This window comes from Nonlabens xylanidelens, from assembly GCF_002934445.1.
Lineage (GTDB): Bacteria > Bacteroidota > Bacteroidia > Flavobacteriales > Flavobacteriaceae > Nonlabens > Nonlabens xylanidelens.
In genome coordinates, this window is record NZ_PTJE01000007.1 from 79,218 (window position 1) to 101,835 (window position 22,618).

A 22,618-nucleotide genomic window follows, 5' to 3' on the forward strand; every position below is an offset into this window, starting at 1 on the left:
TCTTAAATACGATTATTTAAGTATTTAAGACTTCCTTACAAAGATAATGATTAAGGTGCAGCGTGAGGCGATTTTGGGCGTTTTTTAAACTTTGAGAACAGCTTCTTAAAGCTGAATTCATTACTAAAGATACCCTGGTCTGTCGTTGCTCTGTAGGTAAGGTAGATACCTATAGGGAATAGAATAAATGTACTCAACCATGCACCTAACCATGCAGGAAATGCGCCCTCAGTAGCTGCTTTTTCTGCAAAAATACCAATGAAATGATAGGTTAAAAAGAATAAGGTAGCGACTACTAGTGGCAGTCCCATACCACCTTTTCTTATAATTGCACCTAGTGGAGCACCTATAAAAAACAGTATAATACAGGCTACACCTAACACGTATTTCTTGTGAATTTCTATTTCATGTTTTGCAAGTCTAGATTTCTCACCTTTAATTTGATCTTCTCTATTTTGAACTGCTGCTTTCTGGCTGCGCACTTTACTCATCGCGACATCTAGTGCTCTACGCTGGTCAAATATTTTAAGGCTGGCAAGCAAATCTTTAGGGTTTTCTCTAATGGTATCTAACGCAGCAGTACGATCCATAGTACTGGGTGCCCACGTTCTATGCTGGTTACTTCTATATATTTTATAGTTATTAGTAAGTGCAAGAGAGAAAGTGTCGATACGATTATACAGCTCATTAATTTTAAGCATTCTATGATTATCAGTCACTGACTCATCATCTATATCGACTTGATTTAATTTAGATACATCTATGTTTAGAGCATATTCTTTAAATTCTGTTTTTACAAATGGAGACGTTTTCGCTTTTTTAGGCTCTGTTATAAAAAGGTCTTCATAATAATTTCCATCTTCTAGAACCAGTTGAATGATATTAGATTTTAAAGAACTTTTTAACTCACCGCTTTTACTTTTGATAACGGTATAATTACCGTTTTTCCTTGGATTTTTTTTATGGATAATCACGTCGGTTAAAAACTCACCGTTTTCTCCGGACTTTTCTCCCACTTTAATATTTATATCACCTAATTGATTAAATGTTCCCTGACCTATAGCCATGGCAGGTTTCATTTTTGCAATATTACCTCGCAGATTTCTCTGTTTAAAATATCCCCATGGAATGACAGAATTAGCAAATAAGAAAGAAGTAATTCCTATACCTAGAATAACAAAGGTTAGGGAGCGCATAGCTCGTTGCAGTGAAATCCCGTTAGATTTCATAGCGGCAAATTCATAATTCTCTGCCATTTTACCAAAAACCAATATGGCTGCCAATAGCACACTTAAAGGTAGAGCGATAGGCACCGCAACAGGAGTAGAGTAGTATAAAAATTTTGCAATAGTTAATACATCGAGATCTTTACCAGCCAGCTCTTTGATATATAACCATATAGCTTGCAGGATAAGAATAAACATTAACACAATAAAGACGCTTAAAAACGTCTTTATGTATTGGCTTAATATGTATCGATCTAATATCTTCAATTTAGTTCATCTCTTGAATCAACCAGTTTTTGTACTGATTTTTATCAAAGGTAAAAGAATTCTTAGGTAAAGGTTCATTAGTCTTTAAAGACTTTAATGTAAATGTAGCTACTGTTCCAGAGTTTTCTGTAATAATGACTTTGTAAATATGCTTTGTGTTTGCATCTATACCTAGTAAAACATTTTTATATTCAGAGTTAGATTTTATAGGAGTAAGTCTTATGAATTGAATTTTTCTACCACCTTCATTTTGTACGATATCCCATTTTTTAGAATAACCTTTTTCATAAAAAGTTAAGATATTAGATGGTGTGATCATTTGGTCACCATCATTACTTACTTTAGAAATTGTCACTTCTTCATCTTCAGAGTTTACCGCATATTGTTTTGCACCGTCAAATATGTAAGTAGTACCTAGAAAATTCACATTGTACTTTTCTCCTTCTAGCTTTGCATCACCTTGCACATCCATGTCTGTGCTCGTTTTAGGGTTTTTAAAATTGCCTTTATAGGTAAATGCTACATTTTTGTAAGACTTGAATTTTTGGGCTACTTCACTTAATAATTTATCTGCCTTAGCATCTTGTGCTGTAACCGCTTGCGCGAAAGCAAAAATCATAAAAACAGAAAGGAAATAATTTTTCATTGTACTTATTTATTTGTTTTGTTCTTCATTTAAAAATACTTCTAGAGACGTGAGATCTGGGATTAAAACCTGTCTAGCTTTACTACCTTCAAATCCACCGACTATACCAGCAGCTTCTAATTGGTCTATAATTCTACCAGCACGATTGTAACCTAGTTTCAATTTACGTTGTAATAAAGAGGCACTACCTTGTTGGGCAATAACTATTATTTCTGCTGCGTCTCTAAACTTAGCATCTCTCTCATCAATATTATTATCAATACTCGTGCCACCATCTTCACCTACATATTCAGGTAAAATATGCGCATCAGGATATGCTTTTTGATTACCTATAAAATCGGTAATTTTTTCTACTTCTGGTGTGTCAACAAATGCACATTGTATACGTATCAATTCGTTTCCAGCGGTGTAAAGCATGTCTCCACGACCTATCAATTGGTCTGCACCACCGCTATCTAGAATAGTGCGAGAATCGACTTTTTGCATCACTCTAAAAGAGATACGTGCTGGGAAGTTAGCCTTAATCATACCTGTAATCACGTTTACAGATGGACGTTGCGTTGCGATAATTAAGTGAATACCTATCGCACGAGCTAGTTGTGCAAGTCTCGCAATAGGGGTTTCTACCTCTTTACCAGCCGTCATGATTAAATCGGCAAATTCATCTACTACCAGAACTATATAAGGTAGAAATTTATGACCATTTGCAGGATTTAACTTTCTAGCTTTAAACTTTGCATTATACTCCTTTAAGTTACGGCACATGGCATCCTTAAGAATGTCATAACGTTGATCCATCTCTATACAAAGGCTATTCAGGGTATTGATTACCTTAGAGTTGTCTGTGATAATAGCCTCTTCACTATCAGGTAACTTAGCTAGATAATGACGTTCTATTTTGTTAAATAAAGTAAGCTCTACCTTTTTAGGATCTACGAGTACAAATTTAACCTCGGCAGGGTGTTTTGAATAGAGTAGTGAAGTAAGAATAGCATTTAGTCCTACTGACTTACCTTGTCCTGTTGCACCGGCCATAAGTAGGTGAGGCATTTTTGCAAGATCTACTACAAAGGTCTCGTTAGAAATAGTTTTACCAAATGCGATAGGTAATTCCATCTCGGCATTTTGAAATTTAGGAGACGCAACCACAGATCTCATCGATACTATAGATGGATTCTGGTTAGGGACTTCAATACCTATAGTTCCTTTTCCTGGAATAGGAGCGATAATACGTATACCTAATGCGGCAAGAGATAGCGCAATATCATCTTCTAGATTCTTAATTTTTGAAATACGTATTCCTGCCTCAGGTACTATTTCATATAGAGTAACCGTAGGACCTACCGTGGCACTTATTTTTGCAATACCTATTTTATAATTCTTAAGAGTTTCTACAATACGGTCTTTGTTGGCTTGTAACTCTTCTTCATTAATAGTTATCGTTTTACCTTTAGTATAATCTTTTAAAAGATCTAGTGGTGGAAACTGGAAGTTGCTTAACTCTAGAGTAGGATCAAACTCTCCAAAATCTTCTACTAATTTATTAGCTTTATTATCGATTACCTCTTCCTCATCTAGCGTTTGCTCGATTTCCATTCCTATGTCATTCTCATCTTTAGGAGCAACAACTTTTTTAAGAACAGGTTCTGGAACAGTTTCTTCTTCTGGTACCGTAACTTGCATAGCATCGTCCGACAGCTCTACAGTATTTTTAGGCTCTTCTGTCGCTGTTGCTGGGGCAGTGGTTTGATCTATGTCCGGAGCAGGATTACCTTCTACAGTAGCTTTTTCCCAATCGCTTTCTTCGTCTGTAGTCTCTATGTTTTCAAAACCTTCCTTAACCTCTGTAGCTTTTTTAGAGAAATAAGCAGTTATCAACTCTGGTGTCAGTTTAAGTCTCAATACTACATAGACTATCGCTATAAAGAACATGACAAGTATAGCGCCTAATAAGCCTAAATAGTCTTGTAAGAAATCATTTAATTCATAACCTACCTTACCACCTAATAATGCATTTGTATTGTGAAAAAATCCTAAAAAGATAGATAGCCAGAGCATTAATAATAATCCCCAGAACCATAGATTTGAAATTCGCTTTCGCGAAAGCGAGAACACTTTATCACCAGTTGCAAATAAAAATATTCCAGAGATCATGGTTAGAACCGAAATGGAAAAAGCAGGGATACCAAATCCTTTATAAACAAAGGTGTGTCCTAGCCATGCACCTAACTGGCTTATCCAGTTCTTAGTTTCTGTACTACGGCTGCCTAATTCTACCAGTACACTTTGATCTTGTGCGCCAGTGAATAGATAAGATATAAAAGAAAAAAGCAGTAATAAACCGACTACTATTAGTGCGCTCCCTACGATTACCTCTTGTAATCTATTGAGCTTTAAATTAGGTAGCTGGAATGGTTTACTGGCCTTTGCAGTAGTTTTCTTAGATGTTGTTTTTTTACGCGCCATGTATGATAGTGAACGAGCAAAAATAAGAATATTGCACGGTAATAGTAGAACACATTTAACTTGATTGTTAACAGTTGTGTTTTATGCCGTAAAACAGCTATTAATTAAACAGCGCAAGGATATAAGGAATATAAATAATACCGCCCACAATACTAGATGCGATGGCAGTAATTACCACGGCACCAGCGGCTATATCTTTAATGTGACCTATTTTCTCATGAAAATCTGGATGAATAAAGTCGGCAATAGCCTCTGCAGTGGTGTTCATACCTTCTAGTCCCATAATAAGTCCTATGCACAAGGTTTGAGCAATCCACTCGGTTGCAGTAATGTTAAAATAAAAGCCGGCAATAGTCATAATAATGGCTATTGCGGCTTGTACTTGTATGCTGGCTTCTGTTTTGATAAGGATGATGGCGCCTTTAAGGGCATATCCCATCGCTTTACATCTACCAATAATAAATTTTGATGCACTCAATTATAATAACGTTTTAAGTGCAGCAAGATAGTTAGGTTCGTCTGCAATTTCAGGAACTTGTTCATTATAAATTACTTTTCCTTCTTCATTAAGAACAACTACTGCTCTAGAATGAAAACCAGCAAGTGGTCCAGAAATCATAGTAAGTCCATAGTCGTTACCAAATGCACCGTCTAGCACATCGCTTAAATTCTCTACATTCTCTAGTCCTTCATCACTTGCAAAACGCTTTTGTGCAAAAGGAGTATCTCTAGAAATACATAAAACCGCAGTATTATCTAGCTCTGTAGCTCTTTTATTGAAATTTTTTACAGATGTTGCACAAACGTCTGTATCTATACTAGGGAAAATGTTAAGTACAACTCGTTTTCCTTTATAATCATTTAAAGAAGCCTCAGATAGGTCTGCTTTTTTAAGTTTAAAATCTGGTGCTTGTGATCCTACTGCTGGTAGTGAACCGCTTGTAGATATCTCGTTACCTCCTATAGTAATAGTTGCCATGTGTTTTATTTAGTTATTAAGACGATAAAGTTACAATTTACCTATCGATGCTGTATGAATGTCTTGTTAATTCTTAGAGGATTCTATATAATCTAGAATAGCGTCTATATCTTCTTTAGTTAGATTAGGAAAAGAATTCATATTAGCCTGATTGTATTCATTATATAAAGCAACCGCTTGTGTATCTCCGGATTTTATGAGTGCAGCGCTATTATTGATCCATTTGTAAAGCCATTCTTTTTCATAACGATCTGTGACACCGTATAATACTGGTCCTACGGCTTTTTTAAAAAGTTTATGACATGCTGCACAATTGGTTTTAAAAAGCGACTTGCCTTTTTTTTGTTGTTCAGTTAAAGCTATTTTAGGTACTGTATCTATGATCTGTTCTGGTGATTCTTGCTTGTAATATGTAGATTCTTCACCAGAGATAATAAATGCCGTGCTAAAAATCACAACGATCATGGCGAGTACGAGTGCACAAATGGTACCTAGGGTTCTTGATAATTCTTTAAACATAGTTGTTTGAATTTAAGAAGGTTATTGTTGTTGGTCTCGCTTTCGCGAAAGCGGAATACAATCCATCATAAAGATAATCCCCAAAGCTCATTTAACTAAATAAAATAGATTGATATCGTAATAGATTTATCAAATGACATTACTTATTTTTGTTTAAAATATCTATCATGACGATTACCCAGTTAAAATATGTTCTTGCTGTTGCTCAATATCAAAATTTCACCAAAGCGGCAGATAAGGTTTTTGTAACACAGCCTACATTAAGTATGCAAATACAGAAGCTAGAAGATGAGCTAGATGTTCAAATATTTGATAGAAGTAAAAAACCTATCGAGCTTACAGAAACTGGTAAGAAGATCGTTAACCAGGCGCGTAATATAGTTAATGAAAGTGACCGTATTCAAGACATAGTAGATCAAGAAAAAGGTTTTATAGGTGGCGAGTTTAAAATAGGAGTGATACCTACGGTAATGCCTACGTTATTACCTATGTTTCTAGCTAATTTTGTAAATAAATATCCTAAGGTAAAACTGCGCATAGAAGAACTTACTACAGAGAGTATTATAGATAGCCTACTTGATGGAAGTATCGATGCTGCAATAGCTGCTACTCCTTTAAAAAATGACTTTATTAAAGAAAGAGTTCTATATTATGAGCCTTTTGTAGCTTATGATCCTAGATTATCTGGTAAGCCTAAAACAAAAATTAAGGTAGATGAGATTAATGTAGATGACTTGCTTCTATTAGAAGACGGGCACTGTTTTAAGGATAGTATTCTTAATTTATGTCGTAATTCTAGAGATACAGATGGAGAGCGTTTTATGTTAGAGAGTGGTAGTTTTGAAACCTTAATAAAACTAGCTGACGAAGGTCTAGGAATGACTTTATTACCTTATTTAAACACGATGGATTTACCAGAGCATAAAAAGGAGAATCTTAGATTTTTTGAAGATCCTTCTCCTGCTCGTGAGGTAAGTCTTATTTTTCATAAAAGCGAGTTGAAAATGCAAATTATAGAAGCGTTACAAAATGTAATAACCGGAGTTATTAAAGGTGCTATTGCTTTTCAAAACGTGCAAATAGTCAGTCCTATATCAGGTAAATAAATCTTATTATTGAATAAAAAAAAGGCTAGTTACTTCATGTTTAAATGAAGTAACTAGCCTTTTTAAGTTTTAATAAATAGGCGTTTATTCCTTTGATATCAGTACACAAGTTTGCAAGTCTGGATTTTGTAATACAAGCTGTTTTATCCAGATTTCAAGTTCTACTATTTCAAAAGGTAATAGACGATCAACTGCTTTTTGTAATTCCTTGCAAAATAGGGTTGGGTTAAAACTTACTTTCTCGAGTATTGTTTTGGTATACTCAAACATAGCTCTAGCCATAATTTTCAAGATTTTTAGTTAAAGTAGTTTTGTTGAATAGGGGTGTTTTTTATTGTAGTTAAAGATACGTTCTAATACTATTATGCTGTGAATAGTAAATGTTAAATTTGTTTAAAATTTTAAACTAAAGGTTAACATAAGTATCAACGCTTTAACTGCTCTAATTAGAAACAATAGGTTATAAATGTTAAAATAGTAGTGTTAATTCACTCTTAATGCCTTGTAATTACGGCAACACTTATAATACATAAAACCGCAAAAAAGAAGGTAGAAAGCGCTACTTTCTTCAACTCAGGATCGAGTAGAGCTGGAGACTCTGTTCTTTTTACTTTAAATAAATGTATGAATAATGGGATGAAGGCTAGGAGTGGTAAGAAAGCGATGAGAGTTATCCCAAATTCTGGATTGTAATTTGTGATCGAGAACCAGTTATATTCAATCTGATTAGCATTTTTACCGATTAAACTGTTTATTCTATTAGTTTCGTGTAATTGATATTTCAAATAAACTTGAAAAAAATAGGTGTTTGTAGTTGCAAAAACCGCACATAAAAAAGCAATAATTAGAAATCCATAATGAACCAACTTAGCCTTAGCAAGTCCCATCTTCACCACAATTGTATTTTTTCCAGCTTTCTTATCGCTCTCTATATCTCTCATGTTATTGAGATTAAGAACAGCAACACTTAGCAGCCCCACTGTGATAGAAGGGAAAATCATTTCCCAGTCTAGACTCTTAGTAATTAGAAAATAAATACCCATAACACTAACAGGGCCGAAAAATATAAAAACAAACACATCACCTAGACCTCGATAACCATAAGCGTTATCGCCTACGGTATATTTAATCGCTGCCCAAATAGCTGCAATACCTAAAACTAAAAAGAATAGAGAGATTAATAATTTTTCAACCCCTAAACTTACATATATAAGGAGTATGGCACTTATTAAAGTAAGAACAGCTGTTATTATCATAGCGTTTTTCATCTCTTTAGGAGAAATGATACCGCTTTGAATCGCACGCATAGGACCTATTCTATCTTCATTATCAGTTCCTTTAACGCCATCGCCATAATCGTTAGCAAAATTAGAAAGGACTTGGAAACCTAAAGTGGTTATTAAAGCAAGTATCGGAATGTAAAAATTGAAATTAAAGTTGTATTCAAAAACATTTGCTAAACTTGATATACCGGAGTTTTCATTAGATGAATTTTTAAGCCATTTACCCATAGCTTTTAAATATGATAAGTTCAAATAAGCAAAAGCACTACCTACAAGAATCCCACTTATGCTCAAAGGCAAAGTTCTCAATCTCGCAGCACTTATCCAGGCTTTTAATTTACTTGTTTCAGCCATTATTTAGACATAATATTTACCATTACTTCTTTCAATAAATCGTGATGATTTGCTTGATGTGTTCCTACACCTTTTGACTTTACGTCCATATCTCTGATGAGTTTTATGGAGCGACTGCAGTATTTCATAGGGTAATTCTTTGCAGCAGTGATAATTTCTTGAACAAAAAATGGATTCACACCAGCAGCCTTTGCCACCGCTTGCGGATTCTTATCCTTAATAGTGTGCACTTTCAACAGCTGAGTAAAAAAACTATACAACTGTGCAGTAGTCAGCACCAGCGGATTATCCTTTGGGTTATCTGCAAAATAGTTGATGATTTTATGAACCTTAACCACATCACGCATTCCCATGGCTTTGCGCAATTCAAAATTGTTATAATCCTTAGAAATACCTATGTTATCCTCGATTACTTGTGGGGTGATAGGTCGGTCTTTAGAATGTACTATCGCGAGTTTAGAAAGTTCGTTATTTATTTTTCCTAGATCAGTTCCTAGAAATTCAACTAACATTCTAGTCGCATTAGGATCGATTTGATATCCCATTTCTTTTAAACGACCAGTTACAAAAGCAGGTACTTTATTTTCATAAAGAGGTTTGCTTTCCATGTAAACCGCGTGTTTTTTAAGCAATTTAGTTATTTTGCTACGTCCGTCTGGTGTCTTGTATTTGTAAGCAAAAACGAGAATAGTAGTAGTTTGCGGTTGCTCAATGTAACTTTCTAGTTGTGCTAGTTGTTTAGTTAAATGTTGTGCTTCTTTAACTATAATAACTTGATGCTCTGCCATCATCGGGAAACGCTTTGCGTTTTCTAAAACCTCGGACATGGTAGTATCTTTACCATAAATAACCGTCTGGTTAAAGCCTTTTTCACCTTCGTCTAAGACGTTGTCCTCTATATAATCACTAACTTGATCTATAAAATAGGGTTCGCTACCGCATAAAAAGTATACAGGAGCATATCGCTTTTGTTTTAAATCGGCAAGAATGTTTGTAGCGTCACTCATCGAGAGCTGTTGTGGTTTTTGTAATATTGCGTTATGAAGCCATTGCGACTACCAGCTGGAAATTTCAGAGTCAAAAGTACTGAAAAAGGACGTGCTATCTTTGACCAGATCAGGAAAAAATTTATCATTCTAACACCAGAAGAATGGGTGAGACAACATGTTGTTTTGTTTCTGCTTACGCAAAAACGAATACCGCATAATCTCATTAACGTAGAAAAGCAGTTGATAATCGCAGGAACTACAAAGAGATATGACATTATCAGTTATAACACAGATGGTTCTATACATTTAATAGTAGAGTGTAAAGCCCCAGAAATTAAGATAGATCAATCTGTTTTTGATCAAATTGCGCGATATAACCTGGCGTTAAATGCTAAATACTTAATGGTGACTAACGGTCTGGAACATTATTTTTGTACTATGGATTACGAGAATCAAACCTATAATTTTATAGCAGACTTACCAGAATACGTTTTATGAAAATAGCAATAGTCATATTAAATTGGAATGGGGTAGACCTGCTCAAGACCTATTTACCTAGCGTTGTAGAGCACAGTAAAGATCACGTTATCTATCTAGCAGATAATGCCTCTACAGATAACTCTATTCCATGGACTACAGCCACCTATCCAGAAGTTAAAATAATTGCGATGGATAAAAATCGCGGTTATGCAGGTGGATATAACGTCGCCTTGAAAAGTGTTCAAGAAGAGGTAGTCTGTTTGTTAAATAGTGATGTCGCTGTAACTGCAGGCTGGTGTGACGTGATTGCAAATAGGTTTCAAACAGACAGCAGTCTAGCTGCGTGTCAGCCTAAAATTTTAGATGATAAGCGCAAAGATTACTTTGAATACGCGGGCGCAGCAGGTGGATTCTTAGATCGTTATGCTTACCCATACTGTAGAGGCCGCATTTTTGATACCATAGAAAAAGATCTAGGACAGTATAATGATGCTATAAACCTGCATTGGGCGAGTGGAGCATGTTTGTTTTTAAGAGTAAGTTCTTATAATGAAGTACATGGGCTGGACGAAGATTATTTTGCACATCAAGAAGAGATAGATTTATGCTGGCGATTGCGTCACGCAGGTTATACAATTAGTTATCAGCCAGACTCCGTAGTTTATCACTTAGGTGGTGGCACGCTGGCAACAATTAATCCACGCAAGACCTTTTATAATTTTAGAAACAGTTTATATAATATAATAAAAAATGACCGTTCTAGTTTCTGGATTGGTACCTTGTTTATTAGAATGGTGCTCGATGGGATAGCTGCTTTTAAATTTCTAATAGAATTTAAATTGGCTCATTTTATGGCTGTTCTCAAAGCTCATTTTTACTTCTACTTAAAGTTAATACCACTGTTTAGAAAGAGAAAATCAGTAAAACGATTAATAAAAAATAATAGTGCTCAAAACGCACAATTAAGTATTGTTTATCAGTATTTTGTAAAAGGTAATAAGCAGTATAGTAATAACCTTAAATAACTTAAATCCTTGTTAATGATCATGTACAACAGTTGAATATCATTAATTTTGATCTGTTATTTAACATTAATAACATTAATAAAACAACACATAAAATCTCATATTAAAATGAAAAAAATATTTTTAATGTTGCTTGCAGGTGGACTTTTAGTGTCATGTGCATCTAAAAAAGATCTTGAGGCAGCACTCGCAAAACAGCAAGAAACTAAAGAACTATTAGATACCGCTACAGTAAAATTAAATGCATGTCTATCTGATGAAAAAGCATCACAAGCTAGACTAGAAGCACTTAAAGACCAGATAGCTAATTTAAAGAATTCTAATAGCGCACTTTTAAATAACCAAGGTGAGTTAGTAACGTTATCAACACAAGGTAGTCGTAATTTAGAACGTTCTTTAGAGAGTATCAGAGAAAAAGATCTACAAATCAAATCTTTAAACGATGCCATTACAAAGAAAGATAGTGTAACACTTGCGCTAGTTACTAGTTTAAAGAGCTCTCTAGGTAATCTACAAGATGAGGATATTAATGTTAATGTAGAAAAAGGTGTGGTTTACATCTCTATTTCTGATAAATTATTGTTCTCTAGTGGTAGCGATAGAATTAATAACAATGCAAAAGTGGTTTTAGGTAAGGTTGCAAAAGTAGTTAACGATAAGCCAGAAATAGACATCATGGTAGAAGGTCATACAGATAACCAGCCTATATCGTCTGCAAAATTTTCTGATAACTGGGCGTTAAGTACAGCTAGAGCAACTGCCGTAACTAGAGTATTGCAAGAGGAGTTTAGTGTAGCGCCAGAGCGCATGACTGCAGCAGGTAGATCTTACTACATTCCAGTTGCCAGTAACGACACTGCAGAGGGACGTTCTAAGAATAGACGTACTAGAATCGTTGTTCTTCCTAAGTTAGACCAATTCTTTGATATGGTAGAAAAAGGAATGGAAGAAGCAAAAGAAAATGCAAAGAAAGAAACTGAAATGAACAAGAACTAATTAGTTCTTATTCTTCTAGATGAATAGAAAGCACCTACGCAAGTAGGTGCTTTTTTTGTTTAAGAATTTTCTAACCTATAACACATAGAGCAAATTTCCAAAATAATTCTCAATGGCAGTTTATAACTAACTACTATAGGAAATGCTGTTAAAACCTTAATGGGGTTGAAATGTATGCGAGAATAAAGAGTGTAATGGTATTGTTTAAAATCACTAAATTTCTCAAAAGTCAAATACATAAATTTACACGCAGTCTATAATGCTTAATTATACCAAACTTGTAAAAAGCTTATTACGTTCTTTTAACTAAGGATTTATGACATCTAGAAGCTATTCGTGAGATTTTCATTGAGATTAACGCACGTGAGTACAAAACCTGTAGAGGCGATTTACGCTTCTTAAATATTAGTTTTAAAGAAAAGTCAGAATAATTTTCTCGCTTTCGCGAAAGCGGAACCGCATTAAATCTATACTAAAGAAAATATAGCTGCACCATAAAGAGCAAAACGTATAAAACGCAGCAAACCTACAAGTGCCCAATTTTTAACTGGATAACGTAACATACCAGCGACCAGACTAGCCATAGAAAAAGGAAGTGGTAATAAAGCACCTACAGCTATAAGAACGCCACCCCATTTTCTAGCCATAACAAGTTGTTTGGCCATTTTTACTTCTAGGTAATTATGTAAACTAGGTATTTTTAAAGCTCTTCTTCCGATCCAGTACGATGTAAAACCACCTAGATATGAAAACAATGCGATAAGAAATAGATTAAGTACAGGAGTAGCCGTCTCTCCAGCCCATGCTATAAATAATTCTGGTGGGATTAATCCTAAAACAGTTTCTGATACATAGAAAAAACCTAAAACACCATAGTCAGGTAGCTTTTCTACAGCAAGTTCTAGTAAGCCCATTAAACCACCATCTACGGTAAAATGAACAACAGCTAGAATAGCAACCACGACTAAAACAGGTGGCATGGATTTCTTGATACTATCGACCACAAATTTATAGAAGCCGGTAAGCTTATAGTATTTATGAGCGCGATCTGGTTGAAACCATGGTTTTTTCTTAGTCGTTGAATGTTCCACTTATCTGTTTGTTTTGGTAAGACAAAATTACTACTAAAACCTATTTTATCACGTTAAAATCTTATCAATTAAAATTATCTAAGATTCTTAACAGTAAACAAAGGATAATAACCTTAAAAAAGCAGTATTTTTGCAAATCTCAAAAATGAAATCCAGAGTAATGACGATGAAAAAAGAAAGTAAGATTAAATCTTTATACGATTATCAAGAACGCGATCTGGAAGCGATTTTTGATCGTATAAACAATCAAAAAGACGATTATAACCTTCTATATCAGTTGCCTACAGGTGGAGGAAAAACAGTGGTCTTTTCTGAAATTGTACGCAGGTACATCAGAGAAAAAGGTAAGAAAGTGGTTATCCTTACACACCGTATTGAGCTGTGTAAGCAAACGTCAAAAATGCTTAATGGTTTTGATGTAAAGAACAAAGTGATTAATTCTAAGGTTAAAGAATTAGATGACCAGAAGGATTATGAGTGTTTTGTAGCCATGGTAGAGACCTTGAATAACCGTATTCAAGATGATAAACTAGAACTAGATGACATAGGTCTGGTTATTATTGATGAGGCGCATTACAATAGTTTTAGAAAATTATTTAAGTACTTTGATCACTGTTTCATGCTAGGTGTTACAGCGACACCTTTAAGTTCTAACTTTAAGTTGCCTATGAAGGATAACTATAGAGAGCTTATAGTAGGTAATAGCATTACATCTCTAGTAGAAAAAGGGTTTCTAGCACAAGCAGTAACGCATACTTATGATGTAGGTTTAAGTGGGCTTACCATAGGTATGAATGGAGATTATACGGTAAAATCAAGTGAAAAACTTTATACTGCGACAACCATGCAGGATAAATTGATCCAGTCGTATAATGAAGTAGCAAAAGGTAAAAAGACTCTTATTTTTAATAACGGTATTAGAACCAGTATTGAGGTAGAGGACACCTTCAGACGTGCGGGAATAGAGATAAGACACTTAGATAATACTAATACTAAGGAAGAGCGTAAAGAGATTCTAAGATGGTTTAAAGAAAAGCCAGATGCGGTTTTAACCTCAGTAAGTATATTAACTACTGGATTTGATGAGCCTAGTGTAGAGTGTATCGTTTTAAATAGAGCGACAAAGTCACTGACTCTTTATTATCAAATGATAGGTCGTGGTTCTCGTGTTCTTAAGGATAAAAAAGAATTCCAAATCATTGATTTAGGTAACAATGTTGCTCGTTTTGGTTTATGGAATGAGCCTGTAGACTGGCAGCAAGTGTTTAGATCTCCAGATTTCTATGTGGAGAACATTGTGTCTGACGAAGAGATAGAACGCAACTTTGTTTATACTCTACCAGATTCTACAAAAGCAGAATTTCCTAATACTACAGAGTTTACCTTTGATATCAAAGGAGCCTATAAACGTATTACCAAGGAAAACCGTAAGTCTAAAGACGTACTGGATGAGTCTATCGCACAACACGTGCAGTGGTGTGTAGAGAATAGTGAGGACGTTTTTGACGCTCGTATTTTAGCAAAATTACTGAAAGAAGATATTAAAGATCGTATTAGACGTTATGCATACTGTATTATCAATAATACTAACAACTATAAGGATTGGTTAGAAGAAGACTATTACCGTCGTCTTAGGATGTCTATACAGCAAGAATTTGCAGGTATAGAGGCCGCAGCAGAATCTGATTCAGAATAATTGTATTTATACCGCTTTCGCGAAAGCGGAACACATATCAAAAAAAGGTGCGATGTAAATCGTGCCTTTTTTTATGCCACATATATAAGCCAGAAAAATAAATTTAAAATTAATAGAAGTGTCATAAGACGTTTAAGAAAAGGGCTTTTATTTCTTTTAGAGATCATTTCTTTTTGAAGTCGAAAAGTGCGTAGTCGGAGTAAATCAACTTCAGGATGTTCTCTGATTGATTTAGGGTCCCAAAGCAGGAGTAGTGCAAAAAGGTAACTTATAGAGCTTCTATGTAGAAAATCAATGGTTACTTCTGTTTTAGGAACTCCTTTTAATAAGCCGATAAATAAAATTGCCGTGTATAGCATGCAAATCATTAAGAATAGGCTCGCTATAAAATTTACTGCCTTATGAAACCAGTATAACATAATGTAAAATGAAAAAAGCGCTAACTTAAAAGTTAACGCTTTGTGTTGTATCAAATATAATACTTCTTATTTATCTGTAAGTGCAGGTCTTTTATCTGCATTTGCCACATCCCATGCGGTTACAAAAATTAACTTAGCTCTTCTTTGATATAATTTGTATTCAATTTTATCAGGAGTATCAGTTGCTTTGTGATAATCTTCATGAGTACCGTTAAAATAGAAAATTACAGGCACGTCGTTCTTTGCAAAATTGTAATGATCACTACGGTAGTAAAAACGATTAGGGTCGTCCTTACCGTTGTAAGAGTAATCAAGTCTCATATTAACAGATTTCTTGTTTGCTGCCTCAGAGATATCGTGTAAGTCTTGAGAGAGCATGTCACTACCTATTAGGTAAACGTAATCAGGACTGTCCTTTTGTGCAGGGTCTATTCTACCTATCATATCTATATTAAGATCTGCAATGGTGTTAGCCATAGGGTAAATAGGGTTGTTTGCATAATACTTACTTCCTTTAAGACCTATTTCTTCTCCAGTTACATGAAGAAAAAGAATGGATCTTTTAGGACCATAACCGTCATTTGCCGCTTGTTTAAAGGCTTCAGCAATTTCTAGTAGAGCGATGGTACCACTACCATCATCATCAGCGCCATTAAAAACTTTTCCATCATGCATACCTACGTGATCAAGGTGAGCAGAGATGACAAGGATTTCATCAGGAAATTCAGTTCCTTCTATAAAAGCAAGTACATTTTCTGAAGAAAGTTCTGGTTTTCCAAATGCTTTTCCAGGTACGATTTGAAAATAATCTCCATTTTCTCCACCGCCTGCAACGCCCATTTTTTTGTATTGCTCTCTTAAGTAGTTTACAGCTCTTTTTTGACCTGGACTACCAGTAGCGCGGCCTTCCATTTCATCACTTGCATAAAAATAGAGTTGTTCTTTTAATTCCTTTTCAGTAATCGTGTTTGCATAAGACATGATGTCTACTTGCGAGTAATCTCTAACGGTATTTCCAGACATGCCATCGGCACCATCTTCTCCAGTTTGTCCATTAATTCCAGGCTCTCCACTTTTTCCAGGTTCGCCGTCTTTTCCTTTCATGTTAATGCAGCTGGTTAAAAGGGTAGCTGCAAGAGCATAAGATAATAGGTGTTTGTAATTCACAAGTTTGATTTTGGTTATTTTTTATTTTTGTCTTTAGAAGTCTTCAATATCTTGTATTCTTCATAACACTCGCTGATAGCATCTAGTATTTGAAGATCGTTTGCAGTTTCAATAAACTGCTTAGAATATTGGCAATTTCTAAGGATTCCATCTATATCAACTTTGTCTAGTTGAAGTAAGTTCATCAGAGTCTCTCTGTCGTATTTACTTTGTAGTAAGTTTCTAATCTCGTCTTGTTGTTTTACCTGTCTTAGCTTGCGCATAGATTTTCCTTTTTTACCAAAGGTGTTGTAAAGGAAATCTGCAGGATTAAATACACTTTCTAGTACATTTGTAATAGCACCAGGCTCACTGTCACCAGCTTCATAACCTTTAGGTAAACCGCTTATTTTGTACCTTCTAGTAGCATAAATAGGAGCACGCTTTGCGTCTATTTCTAAGAAACCAGTAAGAGAAGTCTCTGTAACCGTTACTTCGTCTAGTGCGATACCTTTTTCTGTCATAGAAATAGTAACATCACCAAATTTTAACCAATCCTCAGTAACTCTTACATTAATGGTTTCAAAACCTAAATAAGAAAAGTATAACGTATCATTTACCTTGGCAGCGATTTTAAATAGTCCTTCCTTAGTGGTAATGGTACCTTTGATCTGATTTAAGTTAACGATGTTAACGTTCTCAAGAATGGTATTATCTTTTGCGTTAAGAACTTTTCCCTTTACCATGCCAGATATGGGAGAAGTAGTTTTGCTTTCTGATTTCTCTTCTTGAGCATTACTAATTGAAATACTTAAGGTAAAGCAGAATAGTAGGATGTAGTGTTGTAATTTCATAATTATCTGAGCTAAATTAAGCTAATGTGCTTATTTAAAGTGAATTTATAATTTAATTAACTTCTTTCAGGTAGTCTATGAGCTTTCTCAGAGCCTTTGCTCTATGACTTATAGCACCTTTTTCTGTAAGAGTCATTTCTGCAAAGGATTTTTCATAGCCGTCTGGCTGGAAAATAGGGTCGTAGCCAAAACCTTTTGAACCACTTCTTTCTAACAAAATAGAACCTTCACAAACTCCTTCAAAGAGAGTTTGATTATTATTCAAATCTAAGGCAATAGCAGTGACAAAGCGCGCAGATCTATTGTTATTGTTTGTTAACTTTTTAAGCAATAAATCCATGTTGTCTTCGCTGCTTTTTTGTTCACCTGCATATCTAGCACTGTACACACCAGGTTCTCCATCTAGTGCTTCAACCAGCAGTCCAGTATCGTCTGCAAAAATGGGCTGTTGAAATCTGTTTTTTAAATACTCCACCTTTTGAATGGCGTTACCAGCAATTGTACCTGATGTTTCTGGTATGTCCTCATCAAAACCTAGATCTTCTAAGCTTATAAGTTTGATGTAAGAAGGCATTAACGCTTGTACTTCTTTTAATTTATTCTGATTATGTGTAGCAAAGATGATTTCCATGTTTATAGACTTTTAGCAATTTCTAAAATAAGTGGTACGTGTACCACATGTTTAATTTCTGGTTGGTATAACTCACATTTTGTACCAAAGAGAAGTTCTATCTTTTTACTTTCCCTTTTTATTACTTCTTCATTAGAATATTCGTCTAGCGTGCCTGCTATGTGAATGAATCTAGAACAGGTGTCTCTAAAATGCTTGCCATCACTAGTGTCTAGTTCTGCCGGTATGCTGCCACTATGCATAATTAGGGCTTTTATTTTATGATGGTAAGATTTTAAAAATCGAGTAGCGATAGATACTCCTTGAGAGTATCCCATTAATAAAATGCGTGGATCACCTACGAGATTTTCGGTTTTGAGTACTTCATGAATATAGTTGAGGTTGTTGCCCATTTCTTGAGTCGTGTCCACCTTTGTTAACCAGCATGCACCTACGTGTTTAAAGCCTTTACCTATATAAGATTTAGACGGAGCCTGTAAAACGATTACATAGTTCTCTTGAGAATCTAAGCCTTCAAAATAACGTTTAAAATAGGTAGCTAGATAACCTAAACCATGAAAGCATATCCAGATATTTTTAGTCTTATCTGTTAATTCAAAAAGTGTCTCGTAAGAATTAGTATGTGTATAGGAAACTGTTTTTACCATTTTTTCTATCGGTATGACTTATTTTTGGTAAAGATATGGACAAAGAAGATATACTACAGCGTTGTAATGCTATTTGCCGCAATACACTCATGGAGACGTTAGACATCGATTTTATTGATGTAGGAGAAGATTTTTTAACGGCTAGAATGCCAGTAACTCCCAAAGTGCATCAGCCAGATGGAGTGTTGCATGGAGGTGCAAGTGTTGCTCTTGCCGAGAGTGTAGGTAGTGCTGCTAGTTATATGTTTTTAGATACCGAAAACTTTGCGATTAGAGGTCTAGAAATAAGTGCAAATCATACACGATCTAAGAAGGATGGACACGTGTTTGCAACGGCCCGTTTTTTACATAAAGGAAGAACAACACAGCTCTGGGAAATCAAAATTACAGATGAAGAAGAGAGGCTTATTTCTATATGTAAATTAACCACTATAGCTCTCAAAAAATAACACTTTTACTCACTATTATTCCTATACCGCTTGCGCGAAAATTTACTCTCATACACGGCATTACTACTTAAAAAAGAACTACCTTTCTTGTTAATTAGACAGGTGAATAGCGATACTGTGCGCATACTCTCACAACGAGATCAAAAATGGTATAAAAGCGCACCTGACAACATGACTTATGGTGTTTTTTCAAAATTTCAAAAATCAGAATACCAGGTTTTTATAATAGCTCAAGAAGATTATAACTTTACTTATAAAAATACGAACTCAACGCCCAAAGAACTTTTAAATGCAGTACGTTTAGTAGATGCCGAGGAGCAAAAAAGGTACACAAATTTAGTGGCAAAAGCGGTTCTTAGATTAAAAGAATCTAGTTTGAAAAAGGTTGTTCTTTCGCGCAAGCAATCTTTTCAAAATTCAAAATCAGATACAGAGATTTTAACTGATTTACTAGATGCATATCCAGCAGCAAATTGTTACTTTTTTTATCATCCTAAAGTAGGGAAATGGGTAGGTGCAACTCCAGAAGTTTTGGTCCAAATAGATGGTGTAAAACTTAAAACAATGTCTCTAGCTGGTACGGCTCTTTATCAAGAAAATGAAGAACATATTTGGGGTAAAAAAGAGCTAGAAGAACAACGATTAGTTACCGATTTTATAATTCATAATTTACAAGAAAGTGGTGCTGATAACATTCAAGAATCAGACGTTAAAACGGTGCGTGCTGGTAAACTTATTCATTTAAGAACAGATATCACTGCCACGGTAAATTCTAAGGATAAGAATATGTTTATCGATGCATTGCATCCTACACCTGCGGTATGTGGTATGCCTAGAAATGAGTCTCTGGACTTTATCAATAAGAACGAAAATTATGATCGTTCTTTCTACACTGGTTATTTAGGTATGGTGGACAAGGGCAGCGCGAGTTATTTTGTGAACTTAAGATGTATGGAGCTGCATGATGATCAAGTAGATATCTATGTAGGTGGTGGTATTACAGCATTGAGTGATCCAAATGCAGAATTTGAGGAAACGCTCAACAAGCTATCTACTATGAAAAAGTTAGTATAAACAGTGCTGTTAAAGAATACTTCTAAATGCTGTTCGTAACAGTGTCGTTTTAAAACCTACTACCTGTCCTTGCTCATTACGACTTTCATTTAACGATCTAATGTAGTTTATAGCTGCTCTTATAGAAGACTTTATAAAAACTGTAGACTGATAGAATCCTACAAACGTATAAAAAACAAGATATTTAATTATAATCATAGTTAGGGCTGGTTTAATAGAACTTAAACTTAGTTATTTTTAATGAAATAAACTAGGGCAAATTTCTAAATCTTGTATTTGAACTTTTAATACTCAGTATAATATAGATAAAAAGACAATTGTATAGCTGAGTAGTAACGGACTAAGTGATTGATTGATGGTAGAGACTAGGTTTACGGTCAATATTCCTGTGCATCACTTGTTTAATAGCTTATTTTTGAGGTGATTTCTTACACGATAATGCCATATGGAGGTGCTGTAACGCAGGATACTGGTGAATTTGTTAACGTTTAAAAATAGGAATCTAATTTTATGAGAAGAAGCTGTTAAGTATGTTGTATGCGGCGACTGGCATCTTTACCTTTGTTATATATGTATCCAGAAATTCTACATGCCCAGCAGGTTGTACTTCTTTTTAAAGAAAGAGGTATTAAAAACATTGTCATTTCTCCAGGTTCTAGAAATGCGCCTTTAACAATAGGTTTTTCAGAAAACGATTATTTTAATTGTTACAGTATTGTAGATGAGCGTTGTGCAGCTCATGTGGCATTAGGTATGGCGCAACAATTACAAGAACCTGTTGCTGTATTATGTACTAGTGGTAGTGCACTTTTAAATTACTACCCTGCGGTTACAGAAGCTTATTATTCTGAAATCCCCTTAATAGTTCTCAGTGCAGACCGCCCGCCTCATAAAATCGATATAGGTGACGGTCAGACTATAAGACAACAAGGAGTGTATGCAAATCATATTTTATATGATACGCAGTTAGAGATGTTATTATCTATCGATAACCAAGAAAGTATTGCGACTAACGAGCGACTAATCAACAAAGCTATCAACACCGCTATTTCACAGCATGGACCGGTTCATATTAATATACCATTTGAAGAACCGCTATATAATAAAGTAGAAAAGCCATCTTTAGAGGTTAAAGTTATTGATTTATTGAAGAATGAATCTAGCGAGATACCAGATAGCTTTATAGAACAATGGAAGAGCGCTCAAAGGAAACTAGTCATTCTCGCAACGTTGAATCCGCCGGTGTTTGATAATGCAGACCTAGATATACTTACTAGTGACCCTAGTGTTCTGGTAATGAGTGAGGTGAGTAGTAATGTAGTTCATGATAAGGTAATATGGGGAATAGATACCTTAATTGCTCCCATAGAAAAGGAAGATGACCAGATAAAAGACCTGCAGCCAGACCTAGTTATCACTATAGGCGGTATGATTGTCTCTAAAAAGATAAAACAATACCTAAGACGCTTTGAGACTAAAGTACATTATCATGTTGGTAAAAGACGTGCCTATGATACGTTCTTTAAGCTAGCAGGACATATTAAAGTAAAACCACAAAAATGGGTACAACAGCTACCTAAAGACTATATAGATAGTAACTATCAAGATAGATGGCTGTCACATTTCAAAAATTACCTAGTTAAAAGGCAGGATTACTTTGCGCAAATGCCGTGGTCAGATTTTAAAGCTTTTGAACATATTTTCCCTAGTTTACCAGATAATAATATAGTACTACAGTTAGGTAACAGCAGCACGATAAGGTATGCGCAGTTATTCCAGATGAATGAGTCACACACTGTTTTTTCTAATCGAGGTACTAGTGGTATAGACGGTAGTACGAGTACAGCGATAGGAGCGGCAATGGCTAGCGATAGGCAAGTAGTTTTTATAACAGGAGATTTAAGCTTTTTCTATGATTCTAATGCGTTATGGAATAATTATATACCTGATAACTTTAAGATTATAGTCATAAATAACTCTGGTGGTGGGATATTCAGGATTTTACCAGGTCATAAAGAGACTGATGAGTTCCAGACTTATTTTGAAACTCAACATGATTTAACGGCAGCGCATCTTTGTAAAATGCATGGCGTGAATTATCAAAGTGTTAGTGAAGAGTCCGCTTTCGCGAAAGCGTGCAACCTATTGTTTACTAGTAATAAAGGACCGCAGTTGTTAGAAGTGTTTACACCTAGACAGATAAATGATACCGTTCTTCTAGATTACTTTAAATTTTTAAAATAAAATTTAATCTATTATATTTAAGGCATATTTT

Annotated in this window: 23 protein-coding genes; 8 read left to right on the plus strand and 15 right to left on the minus strand. The window is 34.9% G+C overall.

Annotated features, from left to right (window positions below):
• Positions 1 to 50: 50 nt before the first annotated feature.
• The 6 genes from LY01_RS12720 to LY01_RS12745 all read right to left on the minus strand — a co-directional run bounded on the left by LY01_RS12720 (position 51) and on the right by LY01_RS12745 (position 6,103).
• Positions 51 to 1,493, minus strand: coding sequence for an LptF/LptG family permease (locus LY01_RS12720; RefSeq protein WP_104516240.1), 1,443 nt, complete (start codon positions 1,491 to 1,493; stop codon positions 51 to 53).
• A gap of 1 nt (position 1,494) precedes the next feature.
• Positions 1,495 to 2,139 (minus strand): LolA family protein, encoded by a 645-nt coding sequence (locus tag LY01_RS12725; protein ID WP_104516241.1) that lies wholly within the window; start codon positions 2,137 to 2,139, stop codon positions 1,495 to 1,497.
• Positions 2,140 to 2,148: 9 nt separating this feature from the next.
• Positions 2,149 to 4,605 (minus strand): DNA translocase FtsK, encoded by a 2,457-nt coding sequence (locus LY01_RS12730; protein ID WP_104516242.1) that lies wholly within the window; start codon positions 4,603 to 4,605, stop codon positions 2,149 to 2,151.
• 100 nt (positions 4,606 to 4,705) lie between these two features.
• Complete coding sequence (locus LY01_RS12735; protein WP_245890730.1) at positions 4,706 to 5,083, minus strand: diacylglycerol kinase; 378 nt, start codon at positions 5,081 to 5,083, stop codon at positions 4,706 to 4,708.
• Positions 5,084 to 5,584: a thiol peroxidase gene (tpx, locus tag LY01_RS12740; RefSeq protein ID WP_104516243.1), complete on the minus strand. Its 501-nt coding sequence runs from the start codon at positions 5,582 to 5,584 to the stop codon at positions 5,084 to 5,086. It lies immediately after the preceding gene.
• Between the two features lie 66 nt (positions 5,585 to 5,650).
• Entirely contained in the window at positions 5,651 to 6,103 is a 453-nt protein-coding gene (locus tag LY01_RS12745) for a cytochrome c (RefSeq protein WP_245890731.1), read from the minus strand.
• A 167-nt stretch (positions 6,104 to 6,270) separates the two neighbouring features.
• On the opposite strand from LY01_RS12745, the gene LY01_RS12750 reads away from it, so the two are divergent.
• The gene (locus LY01_RS12750) at positions 6,271 to 7,209 is read left to right on the plus strand and encodes a hydrogen peroxide-inducible genes activator (protein WP_104516245.1); all 939 of its coding nucleotides are present in this window, start codon (positions 6,271 to 6,273) and stop codon (positions 7,207 to 7,209) included.
• An 84-nt stretch (positions 7,210 to 7,293) separates the two neighbouring features.
• Here LY01_RS12750 and LY01_RS12755 read toward each other — a convergent pair whose 3' ends face one another.
• The 3 genes from LY01_RS12755 to holA form a co-directional block, all read right to left on the minus strand.
• On the minus strand, positions 7,294 to 7,491 hold the full coding sequence (locus LY01_RS12755; RefSeq protein WP_104516246.1) for a hypothetical protein: 198 nt from the start codon (positions 7,489 to 7,491) through the stop codon (positions 7,294 to 7,296).
• 212 nt (positions 7,492 to 7,703) lie between these two features.
• The gene (gene menA / locus LY01_RS12760; RefSeq protein WP_104516247.1) at positions 7,704 to 8,846 is read right to left on the minus strand and encodes a 1,4-dihydroxy-2-naphthoate octaprenyltransferase; all 1,143 of its coding nucleotides are present in this window, start codon (positions 8,844 to 8,846) and stop codon (positions 7,704 to 7,706) included.
• Positions 8,846 to 9,853, minus strand: coding sequence for a DNA polymerase III subunit delta (gene holA, locus LY01_RS12765; protein WP_104516248.1), 1,008 nt, complete (start codon positions 9,851 to 9,853; stop codon positions 8,846 to 8,848). The genes menA and holA overlap by 1 nt, the downstream gene beginning before the upstream one ends.
• 33 nt (positions 9,854 to 9,886) lie before the next feature.
• Here holA and LY01_RS12770 point away from each other — a divergent pair, with 33 nt between their 5' ends.
• The 3 genes from LY01_RS12770 (at position 9,887) to LY01_RS12780 (ending at position 12,336) form a co-directional block, all read left to right on the plus strand.
• Entirely contained in the window at positions 9,887 to 10,333 is a 447-nt protein-coding gene (locus tag LY01_RS12770) for a type I restriction enzyme HsdR N-terminal domain-containing protein (RefSeq protein ID WP_104516249.1), read from the plus strand.
• The gene (locus LY01_RS12775; protein ID WP_104516250.1) at positions 10,330 to 11,340 is read left to right on the plus strand and encodes a glycosyltransferase family 2 protein; all 1,011 of its coding nucleotides are present in this window, start codon (positions 10,330 to 10,332) and stop codon (positions 11,338 to 11,340) included. Before LY01_RS12770 ends, LY01_RS12775 begins: the two co-directional genes overlap by 4 nt.
• 108 nt (positions 11,341 to 11,448) lie before the next feature.
• Positions 11,449 to 12,336 (plus strand): OmpA/MotB family protein, encoded by an 888-nt coding sequence (locus LY01_RS12780; protein ID WP_104516251.1) that lies wholly within the window; start codon positions 11,449 to 11,451, stop codon positions 12,334 to 12,336.
• 467 nt (positions 12,337 to 12,803) lie between these two features.
• On the opposite strand, the gene LY01_RS12785 is transcribed toward LY01_RS12780, so the two are convergent.
• Entirely contained in the window at positions 12,804 to 13,427 is a 624-nt protein-coding gene (locus LY01_RS12785; protein ID WP_104516252.1) for a YqaA family protein, read from the minus strand.
• Between the two features lie 145 nt (positions 13,428 to 13,572).
• On the opposite strand from LY01_RS12785, the gene LY01_RS12790 reads away from it, so the two are divergent.
• Positions 13,573 to 15,123: a DEAD/DEAH box helicase gene (locus LY01_RS12790; protein ID WP_245890732.1), complete on the plus strand. Its 1,551-nt coding sequence runs from the start codon at positions 13,573 to 13,575 to the stop codon at positions 15,121 to 15,123.
• Between the two features lie 485 nt (positions 15,124 to 15,608).
• Here LY01_RS12790 and LY01_RS12800 read toward each other — a convergent pair whose 3' ends face one another.
• The 4 genes from LY01_RS12800 to LY01_RS12815 all read right to left on the minus strand — a co-directional run bounded on the left by LY01_RS12800 (position 15,609) and on the right by LY01_RS12815 (position 18,820).
• A complete protein-coding gene (locus LY01_RS12800) occupies positions 15,609 to 16,565 on the minus strand; it encodes a M28 family metallopeptidase (RefSeq protein WP_170034648.1) in 957 nt (318 codons plus the stop codon).
• Between the two features lie 158 nt (positions 16,566 to 16,723).
• Positions 16,724 to 17,542, minus strand: a complete 819-nt coding sequence (locus LY01_RS12805) for a carboxypeptidase-like regulatory domain-containing protein (protein ID WP_104516256.1) — start codon at positions 17,540 to 17,542, stop codon at positions 16,724 to 16,726.
• Between the two features lie 52 nt (positions 17,543 to 17,594).
• A complete protein-coding gene (locus LY01_RS12810) occupies positions 17,595 to 18,173 on the minus strand; it encodes a non-canonical purine NTP diphosphatase (protein WP_104516257.1) in 579 nt (192 codons plus the stop codon).
• Between the two features lie 2 nt (positions 18,174 to 18,175).
• Positions 18,176 to 18,820 carry an alpha/beta hydrolase gene (locus LY01_RS12815; protein WP_104516258.1) on the minus strand — a complete coding sequence of 215 codons (645 nt, stop codon included), beginning with the start codon at positions 18,818 to 18,820 and terminating at the stop codon, positions 18,176 to 18,178.
• Between the two features lie 35 nt (positions 18,821 to 18,855).
• Between LY01_RS12815 and LY01_RS12820 the strand changes: the two genes are divergently transcribed.
• The gene (locus LY01_RS12820; RefSeq protein ID WP_104516259.1) at positions 18,856 to 19,269 is read left to right on the plus strand and encodes a hotdog fold thioesterase; all 414 of its coding nucleotides are present in this window, start codon (positions 18,856 to 18,858) and stop codon (positions 19,267 to 19,269) included.
• A gap of 30 nt (positions 19,270 to 19,299) precedes the next feature.
• Complete coding sequence (locus tag LY01_RS12825) at positions 19,300 to 20,343, plus strand: isochorismate synthase (protein WP_104516260.1); 1,044 nt, start codon at positions 19,300 to 19,302, stop codon at positions 20,341 to 20,343.
• Between the two features lie 9 nt (positions 20,344 to 20,352).
• Here LY01_RS12825 and LY01_RS15035 read toward each other — a convergent pair whose 3' ends face one another.
• Positions 20,353 to 20,541: a hypothetical protein gene (locus tag LY01_RS15035; RefSeq protein WP_105023025.1), complete on the minus strand. Its 189-nt coding sequence runs from the start codon at positions 20,539 to 20,541 to the stop codon at positions 20,353 to 20,355.
• Positions 20,542 to 20,913: 372 nt separating this feature from the next.
• On the opposite strand from LY01_RS15035, the gene menD reads away from it, so the two are divergent.
• Positions 20,914 to 22,587: a 2-succinyl-5-enolpyruvyl-6-hydroxy-3-cyclohexene-1-carboxylic-acid synthase gene (gene menD, locus LY01_RS12830; RefSeq protein ID WP_104516261.1), complete on the plus strand. Its 1,674-nt coding sequence runs from the start codon at positions 20,914 to 20,916 to the stop codon at positions 22,585 to 22,587.
• Positions 22,588 to 22,618: the final 31 nt, after the last annotated feature.